Source organism: Bacillus sp. FSL R5-0576 (genome assembly GCF_038004765.1).
Classification (GTDB): Bacteria; Bacillota; Bacilli; order Bacillales; family Bacillaceae; genus Bacillus; species Bacillus subtilis.
The window spans coordinates 887,314-899,487 of the sequence record NZ_JBBORU010000001.1 but is presented as its reverse complement, the minus strand read 5'-3'; the positions used below and the strand labels follow the sequence as shown (position 1 = coordinate 899,487).

Here is a 12,174-nt window from a genome sequence, read left to right as displayed (position 1 = left end):
TTTCGTTACAATGATCATAGCTAATAAATGGCATTAGCCAAATAGCCAATATCAGAAAAAATGACCATGCCAGATATAAGGAGACATGAGATGGATATTACGCCGTTTCTTGATAAAAAGAGCAAAACACCGCTGTATGAGCAGCTTTATACCTTTTTTAAACAAGAAATTTCACATGCGCGAATAACAAAGGGAACAAGACTTCCGTCAAAACGCAGGCTCTCCAGCTTGCTCGATGTCAGCACGGCAACTATAGAACGGGCTTATGAGCAATTAACTGCTGAGGGCTATGTCAAAAGCAAGCCGAAAATCGGCTGGTTCGCGGCGGAAGTAGAACCAGGATTCCCGACAGCTCCTGACCATTTTCAGCAGTCTGTACAGCCGGGATTACATGAAAAGAACGCACCTGCTATTGACTTCCATCAGGGCAACGTTGATCCGACCCTCTTTCCCTTTAACGCATGGAGAAAAAGCATAGTAAAAAGTCTTGATCGCTATTCCAGATCGTTTCACACCTCTGGCGACCCTCAAGGAGAATACGAACTCAGGCACATGATTGCCCGATTCGTCAGGCTGTCTCGGGGAGTAAATTGCGAACCCGGCCAGATTATCATCGGCGCAGGAACCACCGTGCTTCTGCAAATTCTTTGCCTTTCGCTAAAGCAAGGTACAAAAATCGGCTTTGAAGAACCGGGCTTTCACCGTTCAAGAAGGATGTTTGAAGCAAATCACATGGATGTCACTCCGATTTGTTCTGATGCAGAAGGCGTCCTGCCGGATGAGCTCTATCGTCAGAAACCTTATCTCATGTATACGACTCCTTCGCATCAGTTTCCGATTGGGACCATTATGACGATTACCCGCAGACAGGAGCTGCTGGCATGGGCGGCAGAAACAAATTCATTCATTATAGAAGATGATTACGATGGAGAATTTCGCTACAGCGGCCATCCCATTCCGTCTTTACAGGGTCTTGATCCGAATGGCAGAGTCATATATCTGGGCACTTTTTCAAAGTCACTTCTGCCTTCCTTGCGGCTCAGCTTCATGATTGTGCCCCCTGAACTCATGGAACCGATCAAAAACAATGCTCAGTTAATGAAGCAGACCGTCTCTGTTCACTCGCAATTGGCACTGGCAGACTTCATCGAAACCGGAGAGTGGCAAAAACACATAAATAGAATGAGAAGCTTATACCGAAAAAAACACGCTGTCCTGTTAGAAGCCATCCGCTCTGAACTAGGAAACACCGTTGAGATTCTCGGTAAGAACTCGGGGCTTCACATTTTGCTGCGCCTTTTGTTTCCAGCAAGTGAGGAAGAAGCAATAAAAGCAGCCGCAGACCACGGTGTAACCCTCTATCCCGTGTCTCCCTCATATATAGAACAGACGCCTTTTACTTCTGTCTTAATCGGTTATGGCGGTTTGTCAGAAGAGGACATCAGGCTCGGCATCCAAAAACTGAAAACGGCATGGGCACCGTTGATATCATCTTATTAAATAAAAAACAGGCCCCGGAAACGGAGCCTGTTTTTTAAAATGATAAAATTCCGATTAAATTTAAGAACACGATAATAATGGCAAGCGGCACGATAAAACGAAGCAAATAAAACCATGTGTAAAAGAATGCTTTACCTGCATTTGATCCATTTCGCATTTCAGCCAAGAGTTCGCTTTTCGAAATTTTCAGCGGGATAAATAGAGAAATTAACAGAGCGCCTGAAGGCATCAAAACATTGCTGACGGTAAAATCGGCAATATCAAAAAACGTTTTGCCAAATAGGTGCACATCACTCAAAACGCCATAAGACAAGCAGCATGGGATTCCGACCAAAAAGATCAAAAGCCCGCTCGTCCATGACAGTTTTTTTCTCTTCTTTTCGTCCCCTTTTCCGATTGTGGCAACGATAATTTCAACCATCGAAAATGCTGAGGTTAAGGCTGCAAATAAAAATGCAACGAGAAAGCCGATAAAAAACAACGTGCCGAACGGAAGCTGTTCAAAAACGGCCGGAAGCACTGTAAACAGCAATGTCGGTCCTTCATTCGGCTGAAAACCGAATGAGAAAACCGCCGGAAAAATAGCCAAACCTGCCAAGAGTGTCACAATGATATTCATCAAGACAATGGAGGCTGCCGAACGAGGGATATTTTGTGTTTTCGGCAAATAGGAGCTGTAGGTCACCATCACCGAAACCCCCAGTGTTAACGTAAAGAAGGCCTGTCCCAGCGCGAATAATATGGATTCCGGAGTCAAATCGCCGAAATGAGGCACAAGCAGAAACTTTACGCCTTCCATTGCACCATTAAGCGTAAGAGACCGAAGAACGAGCAGAATAAACAATAAAAACAAAATCGGCATCATCACCGCGCTTACCCGTTCAATCCCTTTTTGAACCCCTCTTGCGACAACGAGTACAGTCAGTGCCATAAAGACAAGCTGAGCCGCGAGCGTCTGCACCGGATTTTGGATAATAGAAGCAAAAAGAGCGCCATACTGTGCTTGAGAAAGCCCGGACAGTGATCCTGACGCTGTTTTCACGATATACAGCAAAATCCATCCCCCGATTACACTGTAAAACGACAGCACTAAGAAACACGCGGCTACGCCGATCCACCCCGTAAGAAACCAAGCTGATCGCGGCGCTTCTTTTTTATATGCATCAATGGCATTCGTCTGGTTCCGTCTTCCAAAAATAAATTCCCCCACCAAAAGCGGATAGCCTAAGAGGATGGTAAATAACACGAAGATAAGAAAAAAGGCTCCTCCCCCATTGGTCCCCGCTACGTAAGGGAACTTCCAAATCGCGCCCAAGCCGATAGCCGAGCCGGCCGCTGCCATGACGAAACCGATTTTCGAAGCCCATTGGACTGGTTTTTGCTCAGACAATAAACGTCACTTCCTTTCCAGCCTATATTATCTCTTATTTTTGTCTTCATTTCTATAGATTCATTTGCCAAGAACAGAAAAGAGAGCGGCCTGTATGGACGCTCTCTTTATCAAAAGGTTATTGATTTAATTTTGAATGCTTTCTTGAATACAGAAAATAGATTACCAAGCCGATTAACAGCCACACTAGGAAGCGGACAATCGTCACCCATCCCAGATTTAAAATCAAGAACAGGCAGAACAGAATCGCCAGGCCTGGGATCACGGGAACTCCCGGGCATTTAAAAGCTCTCGGAAGATCAGGCTGTTTCTTTCTCAAAACGATAACTGCCACAGAAATCAGGACAAATGCCGACAACGTTCCGATGTTTACCAGCTTTGCAAGTTCATCCAGCGGAACAAGTGAGCCGAGAAGCGCCGACATCGTTCCGAAAAACCAAGTGGCTACATAAGGTGTTTTGTGCTTTGGATGCACTTTAGAAAGTGAGCCCGGCACAAGTCCGTCACGCGACATGGCAAACATGACGCGTGTCTGCCCGTAAAGCATCACGAGCATAACTGTTGTCATTCCCAACACGGCGCCAATATCAATGATGCCAGCCACCCAGTTTTGTCCTGCGCTTTGAAGAACTAGAGAAACCGGATGATCCACACCCGCAAATTGAGCAAACGGGATAACCCCAGTCATGATCGCTGATACGGTGACATATAAAATCGTGCAGACCAGTAAAGAGAAAATAATGCCTTTAGGCAGATCTTTCGCAGGATTTTTCGTCTCTTCCGCAGCAGAGGATACAGCGTCAAATCCGATAAAAGCAAAGAATACGAGCGCCGCTGCACTGAATACGCCGCCAAAGCCCATTGGCATAAACGGCTGCCAGTTGTGCGGCTTCACGTAAACGGCTGCCACCGCGATAAACAGCAGAACAACCAGTATCTTCAAGATAACCATGATATTGTTGACTCTTTTTGATTCTTTGATGCCTAAATAAAGCAAATATGTGATCGCCATTACAATGACGAATGCAGGAAGATTAAACAGGGTAAAGGTGCCTTTCACTGCGCCCGGTGCCGCTGTTAAAGCAACCGGAAGATGAATGCCAAGCCCTGATAAAAACGATTGGAAATAACCAGACCAGCCGACCGACACTGCACTTACCGCCAGCATGTATTCTAAAATTAAATCCCACCCGATAATAAAGGCCATAAGCTCTCCCAATGTCGCATAAGTGAATGTATACACCGAACCTGAAACAGGCACACTTGACGCAAATTCCGCGTAAGACAGGGCGGCGAATAAACAAGCCAACGCCGCCACAACAAATGAAATCGTCAGCCCGGGACCGGCCGTGACTGCGCCTGTTCCCGTCAGAACAAAAATCCCTGTGCCAATAATGGCGCCGATTCCAAGCAACGTTAAATCAAATGCCCCTAATTCTCTTTTTAAAGACTTTTCCCCGCTCGTCGCAGCGATTAAATCCTGAATGCTTTTCTTCCTAAAAACGCTCCCTTTCATTCCCCTTCAACTCCCGATCATCTATTTTTATATATTTTATTTGAATTTTCTGAATTCATGAGCAACAATGGTCATTTTTCTTTTTTTCTACTATATTTGTACTGGTCGCGAATCATTCCTTTCTCCTACTCAATATTATATATAAAATTGCAAAAATGAAAACAAAATTGTTAGAAAAATCGACAAATTTTTTATTTTGAAATTTTTCACCACACAAAAAAACCAGCTCTGGAGCTGGTTTTTCGTTGATCACGTTGAAATAAAACGGCCTCCATTCACATGAATGGTCTGCCCTGTCATATAGGAAGATTCGTCAGACGCCAGCAGAACATAGGCGCCTGCATGCTCAACCGGCTGTCCCGGTCTTCCCATTGGGGTATCCAAGCCGTGCTGTTTCACTTTTTCCTCAGGGAATGTCGCCGGAATAAGCGGTGTCCAAATCGGACCGGGCGCCACCGCATTCACTCTGATGCCTTTATCTGCAAGCGACTTCGCCATGGAACGAGTAAAGGAAACAATCGCACCCTTTGTGCTGGAATAATCAATTAACGCCGTATCCCCTTCATAAGCGGTAATCGATGTCGTATTAATAATGGCACTCCCCTCTTGCAGGTGAGGCAAAGCTTTCTTCGTCATATGAAACATGGAAAAAATATTTGTGCGAAAGGTTTTTTCCAGCTGTTCTGTTGAAATATTGAGAATGCTGTCCTGGGGATGCTGTTCAGCGGCGTTGTTCACTAAGATATCGAGTTTACCAAAATGGTCCACTGTTTGCTGCACAGCTTGTTCACAATGGTTCTCGTCCCCAACATCTCCCGGGATAAGCAGGCAGCGGACATTCTCCTTTTCGATCCGTTTGCGTGTTTCCTCTGCGTCCGAATGCTCGTCTAAGTATAGAATGGAGATATCAGCCCCCTCTTTAGCAAAGGCAATAGCTGCTGCTCTCCCTATTCCGCTGTCGCCTCCAGTAATGATCGCAACTTTTCCTTTCAGTTTTCCGCTTCCTCGATAATCCTCGTCCTCTGACAGCGGCAGCGGATTCATTTTTGACTCAATGCCCGGCTGTCTGTCCTGATGCTGCGGTTCTTGTCCTTCTGTTTGTCTGTCCATTGGGTTCACATTCATCACTCCTAGACATGTGGTTGATACTGAACGTTACCACACGACAGAAATGAATAAACGCCAAAATATGTTATGAAAGAACTTCCTCGGGAATGGCACCGGTATATTGCGCTGACGGGCGGAAAATCATGTTGTTTTCTGCCTGTTCCAGTACATGGGCGCACCACCCTACCATTCGGCTTGCTGAAAAGGTCGGAGTAAACAATTCATCGTCAAAATCGATGGCCCTCATCACTGCAGCTGCGTAAAATTCAACATTTGTGTACAGCTTTCGTCCCGGTTTGTAGATTTCTAGCAAACGAATCGCTTCTGCTTCTACATGCAGCGCAAGATCAAGATCACGGTCATTGCCGGCCACCTCTTCTGCTTTCTGTCTCAAAGCTTCTGCCCGCGGGTCTTTTGTTTTGTACACCCTGTGGCCGAATCCCATCAAGCGCTCTCCTTTTTCGAGTTTTTCTTTCAGATATGCTTCAGCATGTTCCTTTTCTCCAATGTCTTCAAGCATTTTTGTCACCGCAGAAGGAGCACCTCCGTGCAGCGGACCTTTCATCGTACCGAGAGCAGCCGTGACGGCTGACACTAAATCACTCTCTGTAGATAACGTGACCCGTGCCGAAAAAGTCGATGCGTTCATGCCGTGCTCCATGGCCAGAATCATATAGGTTTCAAGCGCTTTCTTTTTTGCCTCTGAAGGCTGTTCACCTGTGAGCATATAATAGTAGTTTTCGACATGTCCGTACTGGGAAGAAGGTGCAATTGCTTGTTCACCGCGCGTCCATCTTTTTCTGTATGCAATGATGGAAGGCGTGATTGCAATCAGCCGGATTGCTTCCTCTGTTTTCGGATGGAATGTGTACGTATTCTCCCCCAATGCTGAAACAACCGTTCTCAGCACCGACATATCGTCCATGTTGTTTGGCAGTGATTGAATCAAGCGCTCAATATGTTCCGGAAGATTCCGTTCCGCAGCCAGCTTATCTTTAAATACCTGCAATTCTTCAGTTGAAGGCAGTTTTCCAAATAAAATCAAATAAGCCGCTTCTTCAAAGCTGTGATTCAGTGCGATGTCTTTTGCATGATGTCCTCTGTAAATCAGACGCCCTTTTTCACCATCAATATGGCTGATGGATGTTTCCACACATGTAATTCCCTTTAATCCGTAATGTACCATTTGTATTCCCCCTATCCTTTTCTGTTATTATAGTAAATATAATATTTAAAAAATAATGAATATTTTAAAGGGAATTAATTAAAAATATTAATCAGAGGGAGAATAGAAATGGATTTCAAATGGCTTCACACCTTTGTGACCGCTGCAAAATATGAGAACTTCCGAAAAACGGCGGAAACGCTTTTCTTATCTCAGCCTACTGTGACCGTACATATCAAGCAATTAGAAAAAGAAATCAGCTGCAAGCTGTTCGAGCGTAAAGGCAGGCAAATCCAGCTGACTGATGAAGGCAGGGCGTATTTGCCGTATGCGCTCAGGCTTCTTGATGATTATGAAAACAGCATGGCAGAGCTTCACAGAGTGAGACAAGGCTACTCTCAAACCTTACAGCTCGCGGTTTCTCCGCTTATTGCAGATACTGTGCTTCCTTCTGTCATGAAGCGGTACACAGCAATGAATACGGAAACAGAAATGGCGGTTACGATTTTCGAATCAGCGGAAATCGCGTCACTGATTAAAGCCGGGGAAGCAGATATCGGACTAAGCTGTTTAAAGGTACAGTCTTCTTCTTTAAGCTGCCACTGCTTATACAAAGACCCTGTCGTCCTTGTTGCCCCGCCCGATAAGCGTTTCATAGAAGACAACGAAATTGATGCCAAAGAGGTGCTCGAACAATACCTGCTTTTGACCCACAATCATCCTGATTACTGGGACGACTTGCTCCGTCAAGTCAGAATGACATTTCCATTTGTGAGAACAATGAAGGTCACTCAAACACATATAACGAAACGGTTTATCAAGGAAGGACTCGGAGTTTCATTTCTGCCTTTATCTACAGTAAAGCGTGAGTTAGCAGAGAAACAGATGATCAGAATTCCTTATCAGTCTGTACAGCTGCCCTATGCCGGCGCTTACGCGATTGCCCTTTATGAAAATAAGAAAGAAAAAAAATTCTTGGATTTTTTATCACATTTTCATTTTTAGGAGCAACCAAAACGCCTATGCTCCGTCTAATAAAAAAACCCGTTCCAATGAACGGGTTTTCTCTAAAATTAGAATCTTTTCGCACCGAGGTAACGAGGCTTCCAGTAGCTGTTGTTCAGGCTGCTGATTTGTACGCCGTCAGATCCTGCATGAATGAAACTGTTGTTTCCAATGTAAATCCCCATGTGAGAAGGGCCGGATTTATATGTTGTGAAGAAGACGAAATCACCAACAGACGGGCTGGCAATGCTCTTCATAGAACTCCAGTATCCTGCAGTGCTTGTTCTGCCCACACTTGTTTGTTTATTCAGTACGTACCAAATGAATCCGCTGCAGTCAAAGCCGGAAGTTGTCGTTCCGCCCCATTTGTATGGCGTTCCGACTAACGCTTTTGCATCAGAAACCAGCTTGCTCACATTAAGTGATGTAGATGACGTTTTGCTACTTGAAGATGATGAAGATGAAGCAGGTTTTGAGCTGCTTGTGCTTGTTCCTTTCACCTTCAATACTTGGTTGACATAGATTACATCTGATTTTAAGCCGTTTAAGCTTTTTAATTTGCTAACCGTAGTGCCGTATTTGCTCGCAATTTTAGAAAGGCTGTCTCCGCTCTTCACTTTATAAGTAGAAGTTGAAGACGATGACACTTTTGATGAGCTGGAGCTGCTTGAACTAGTTGAACCTTTCAGTTTCAGGACTTGTCCAACACGAAGCAAATCTGATTTTAAGCCATTCAGCTTCTTCAGTTCATTGATTGTCATGCCGTATTTTTTTGAAATTTTCCAAAGGCTGTCCCCGCTCTTTACTTTGTATGTAGAAGAAGAGGAAGAAGAACTGCTGCTTTTTGAACTCGTAGATTTGCCGTTAATCGATAAAGTTTGTCCCACATAAATAATGTCTGAACGAAGGTGGTTCTCTGATTTAATTTTACTGATCGTTGTGTCGTATTTTCTTGAAAGATCCCATAACGTGTCGCCTTTTTTCACCTTAATGCTTTGTGCAGATGCCGCTCCTGCAAATAACGTCGATCCTAAAACAACTGCTGTCGTAGCTGTAATGATTTGCTTTTTCATATTTTCCTCCCCAAATGTTAACTCTCTATATATGTATCTCTTTTTTTAAATTAATCTTATTGATTTCTATTATAAGGATAGATTCCCATCAGAAATAGTCTTGACTTCATGTGACAAATTTCTTAATTATTCGTTCTAAAAAAAAGTTTTTAAGGGTATTAAATATTTCATTTTCGTTGCAAAGGTGACAAAAAACGAGTGCTTTTGTCATGTTTTATGGGATGTTTTTCAACATAAAGGAAATAAATGAAAAACTTTCGGGGTCGGCTCACATACCGGAAAAATGAGTGGTAAAGAATATTCGAGGAGAGCTGCGGTTATCCGCAGTTTTTTTATTTAAACAAACATATCATGCAAAGACAGAGAGGTAAAGATTTTTCTGAAAAATGAATGCTTTACATCAAATAAGGCAAGATAACGAAAAGCGTTTTTTCATTTCCTTACAAGGCTTTACTTATTGTTTACATAATCAACAGCCGCATTTAACAAAATTTCCCTAACATGATAAACGGAATACATTAAAGGAGGCATGAAAAAAATGAATTTGTTTCAAAATATGAAATCAAAATTTCTGCCAATCGCCGCTGTTTCTGTCCTTACAGCTGGAATCTTTGCCGGAGCTGAGCTGCAGCAAACAGAAAAGGCCAGCGCCAAAAAACAAGACAAAGCTGAGATCAGAAATGTCATTGTGATGATAGGCGACGGCATGGGGACGCCTTACATAAGAGCCTACCGTTCCATGAAAAATAACGGTGACACACCGAATAACCCGAAGTTAACAGAATTTGACCGGAACCTGACAGGCATGATGATGACGCATCCGGATGACCCTGACTATAATATTACAGATTCAGCAGCAGCCGGAACAGCATTAGCGACAGGCGTTAAGACATATAACAATGCAATTGGTGTCGATAAAAACGGGAAAAAAGTAAAATCAGTACTTGAAGAGGCCAAACAGCAAGGCAAGTCAACAGGGCTTGTCGCCACGTCTGAAATTAACCACGCCACTCCAGCCGCATATGGTGCCCACAATGAATCACGGAAAAACATGGACCAAATCGCCAACAGCTATATGGATGACAAAATAAAAGGCAAACATAAAATAGACGTGCTGCTCGGCGGCGGAAAATCTTATTTTAACCGCAAGGACAGAAACTTGACAAAGGAATTCAAACAAGCCGGCTACAGCTATGTGACAACGAAACAAGCATTGAAGAAAAATAAAGATCAGCAGGTGCTCGGGCTTTTCGCAGATGGAGGGCTTGCTAAGGCGCTCGACCGTGACAGCAAAACACCGTCTCTCAAAGAAATGACGGTTTCAGCAATTGATCGCCTGAACCAAAATAAAAAAGGATTTTTCTTGATGGTCGAAGGGAGCCAGATTGACTGGGCGGCCCATGACAATGATACAGTAGGAGCCATGAGCGAGGTTAAAGATTTTGAACAGGCCTATAAAGCCGCGATTGAATTTGCGAAAAAAGACAAACATACACTTGTGATTGCAACTGCTGACCATACAACCGGCGGCTTTACCATTGGCGCAAACGGGGAAAAGAATTGGCACGCAGAACCGATTCTCTCCGCTAAGAAAACACCTGAATTCATGGCCAAAAAAATCAGTGAAGGCAAGCCGGCTAAAGATGTGCTCGCCCGCTATGCCAATCTGAAATTCACATCTGAAGAAATCAAAAGCGTTGAAGCAGCTGCACAGGCTGACAAAAGCAAAGGGGCCTACAAAGCCATCATCAAGATTTTTAATACCCGCTCCAACAGCGGATGGACGAGTACCGATCATACCGGCGAAGAAGTACCGGTATACGCGTACGGCCCCGGAAAAGAAAAATTCCGCGGATTGATTAACAATACGGACCAGGCAAACATCATATTTAAGATTTTAAAAACTGGAAAATAAAAAGGATGCAGAACGCTGCATCCTCTTTTTTATAAATATCTGCGGTGAACACCTTTTCCGTCGTACGAAAACATGACTTCCTTATCCTCAAGCACAGACTCAATGTGCACGCTTCTTCCCCAAAGCTGGAATAAATAAGGGAGCACCTTCTCCAAATATTTCAAATCCAGCTCTATGCCCTCATACCAATGCTTAATATAGAGCTCGTTATTTTTCATATAATCGCCGTCATTTACTGTCAAATATGGAAAACCGCCATTTACCCGCATGCTTACGAGCTGGTCGCGCACCGACTTCCACTGTTTATCGATGATTTTATAATCTCGGCCCTGTTTTTGAAACAAATAAAGATCCTCGCGCATGACTAATTCTTTGGTTAAATAATTGCGGATGAAAGAGATATCGGATTCAATCTCCCTGACCTCAAACATTTTCTCCCGGCCGGAGTCAGGCTGCACGCCCATTTTCTTCATTTCCTCCGTCGGGTTGTTGTACCTCTTTTCAATGTCTTCAAATATTTTCAGCCCTAAATAATAAGGATTAATGCCTGTTTTGGACGGCTGAACGACACCTGCATTCAGCTTGGCGAACTCGATCGCTTCATCAGAGGTTAAATCAAGCTCACGTATAATTCGCTGGTGCCAATAGGAAGCCCAGCCCTCATTCATAATCTTGGTTTCCAGCTGAGGCCAGAAATAAAGCATTTCCTCTCTCATCATCGTTAATATATCACGCTGCCATGGCTCCAGCTCCCGGGAATGCTCCTCGATAAAAAGCAGGATATCTTTTTCAGGCCGCGGCGGGAACGGTTTTTTCGATTTTTTCACTTGTTTTTTCGGTTTCTTTTCATCCAAAGACCATAGATCATCGTAAGGCGTGGCTGCCTCTTCAATCTCCTCTTCATCATCATCCACACTCCATTGGAGCTTTGGTCGGACCAACGACGGATCGATATGCTCCTGAATCGAAAGGATCGCATCTAAAAAAGATTCGACTTCTTTAATCCCGTGAACCTGTTCATAGTGTTTTATCCGTTCAGCCGTTGCCGCCATGCTTTCCACCATATCGCGCTTCGTGTTTTGGAAACGGCAGTTGTTTTTGAAGAAATCGCAATGGGCAAGAACGTGTGCGACAATCAATTTATTTTGGATCAGTGAGTTGCTGTCCAGCAAAAAAGCGTAGCATGGATCTGAGTTAATGACCAGCTCATAGATCTTACTTAACCCTAGATCATAGTGCAGCTTCATCTTGTGAAACTGCTTGCCGAAGCTCCAGTGGCTGAATCTTGTCGGCATCCCGTACGCGCCAAATGTATAAATAATTTCAGCCGGGCAGATTTCATATCTCATCGGGTAGAAATCAAGGCCGAATCCTTTTGCAATTTCGGTAATTTCCTCAATTGCCCGCTGTAATCCCTTCTTCTCCTCCGCGTTCAACCGAATCCCCCCTACTTGGACTTATCTATAATGTATGAGCCCGCCAGACAAAAGATGATAGTCTCAC

9 protein-coding genes are annotated in these 12,174 nt (G+C 44.0%); 3 read left to right on the top strand and 6 right to left on the bottom strand.

Annotated elements, in window-relative coordinates; genetic code table 11:
- Positions 1 to 90: 90 nt before the first annotated feature.
- Complete coding sequence (pdxR, locus tag NX903_RS04590; protein WP_086343633.1) at positions 91 to 1,500, top strand: MocR-like pyridoxine biosynthesis transcription factor PdxR; 1,410 nt, start codon at positions 91 to 93, stop codon at positions 1,498 to 1,500.
- 34 nt (positions 1,501 to 1,534) lie between these two features.
- Here the strand turns inward: pdxR and NX903_RS04585 are convergent, their stop codons facing one another.
- The 4 genes from NX903_RS04585 to citA all read right to left on the bottom strand — a co-directional run bounded on the left by NX903_RS04585 (position 1,535) and on the right by citA (position 6,699).
- Positions 1,535 to 2,890, bottom strand: coding sequence for a sodium-dependent transporter (locus NX903_RS04585; RefSeq protein WP_003245615.1), 1,356 nt, complete (start codon positions 2,888 to 2,890; stop codon positions 1,535 to 1,537).
- Positions 2,891 to 3,008: 118 nt separating this feature from the next.
- Positions 3,009 to 4,406, bottom strand: coding sequence for a branched-chain amino acid transporter BcaP (bcaP, locus tag NX903_RS04580; protein ID WP_003245791.1), 1,398 nt, complete (start codon positions 4,404 to 4,406; stop codon positions 3,009 to 3,011).
- Positions 4,407 to 4,655: 249 nt separating this feature from the next.
- Positions 4,656 to 5,525 (bottom strand): SDR family oxidoreductase, encoded by an 870-nt coding sequence (locus NX903_RS04575; protein ID WP_015483011.1) that lies wholly within the window; start codon positions 5,523 to 5,525, stop codon positions 4,656 to 4,658.
- Between the two features lie 73 nt (positions 5,526 to 5,598).
- Positions 5,599 to 6,699 (bottom strand): citrate synthase CitA, encoded by a 1,101-nt coding sequence (gene citA, locus NX903_RS04570; protein ID WP_086343632.1) that lies wholly within the window; start codon positions 6,697 to 6,699, stop codon positions 5,599 to 5,601.
- Positions 6,700 to 6,807: 108 nt separating this feature from the next.
- Between citA and citR the strand changes: the two genes are divergently transcribed.
- The gene (gene citR, locus NX903_RS04565) at positions 6,808 to 7,683 is read left to right on the top strand and encodes a transcriptional regulator CitR (RefSeq protein ID WP_003233357.1); all 876 of its coding nucleotides are present in this window, start codon (positions 6,808 to 6,810) and stop codon (positions 7,681 to 7,683) included.
- A gap of 68 nt (positions 7,684 to 7,751) precedes the next feature.
- On the opposite strand, the gene lytE is transcribed toward citR, so the two are convergent.
- Entirely contained in the window at positions 7,752 to 8,756 is a 1,005-nt protein-coding gene (gene lytE / locus NX903_RS04560; RefSeq protein WP_003244816.1) for a peptidoglycan endopeptidase LytE, read from the bottom strand.
- 529 nt (positions 8,757 to 9,285) lie between these two features.
- On the opposite strand from lytE, the gene phoA reads away from it, so the two are divergent.
- Positions 9,286 to 10,671 (top strand): alkaline phosphatase PhoA, encoded by a 1,386-nt coding sequence (gene phoA, locus NX903_RS04555; RefSeq protein ID WP_086343631.1) that lies wholly within the window; start codon positions 9,286 to 9,288, stop codon positions 10,669 to 10,671.
- A 29-nt stretch (positions 10,672 to 10,700) separates the two neighbouring features.
- Here phoA and spoVR read toward each other — a convergent pair whose 3' ends face one another.
- Positions 10,701 to 12,107, bottom strand: a complete 1,407-nt coding sequence (gene spoVR / locus NX903_RS04550; RefSeq protein ID WP_086343630.1) for a stage V sporulation protein SpoVR — start codon at positions 12,105 to 12,107, stop codon at positions 10,701 to 10,703.
- Between the last annotated feature and the right edge of the window lie 67 nt (positions 12,108 to 12,174).

What these genes read in the sequence shown, in the direction of transcription:
- pdxR (WP_086343633.1), top strand. Translation starts at nt 91, where the DNA reads ATGGATATTACGCCGTTTCTTGATAAAAAGAGCAAAACACCGCTGTAT.
- bcaP (WP_003245791.1), bottom strand. Translation starts at nt 4,406, where the DNA reads ATGAAAGGGAGCGTTTTTAGGAAGAAAAGCATTCAGGATTTAATCGCT.
- citA (WP_086343632.1), bottom strand. Translation starts at nt 6,699, where the DNA reads ATGGTACATTACGGATTAAAGGGAATTACATGTGTGGAAACATCCATC.
- citR (WP_003233357.1), top strand. Translation starts at nt 6,808, where the DNA reads ATGGATTTCAAATGGCTTCACACCTTTGTGACCGCTGCAAAATATGAG.
- lytE (WP_003244816.1), bottom strand. Translation starts at nt 8,756, where the DNA reads ATGAAAAAGCAAATCATTACAGCTACGACAGCAGTTGTTTTAGGATCG.
- phoA (WP_086343631.1), top strand. Translation starts at nt 9,286, where the DNA reads ATGAAAAAAATGAATTTGTTTCAAAATATGAAATCAAAATTTCTGCCA.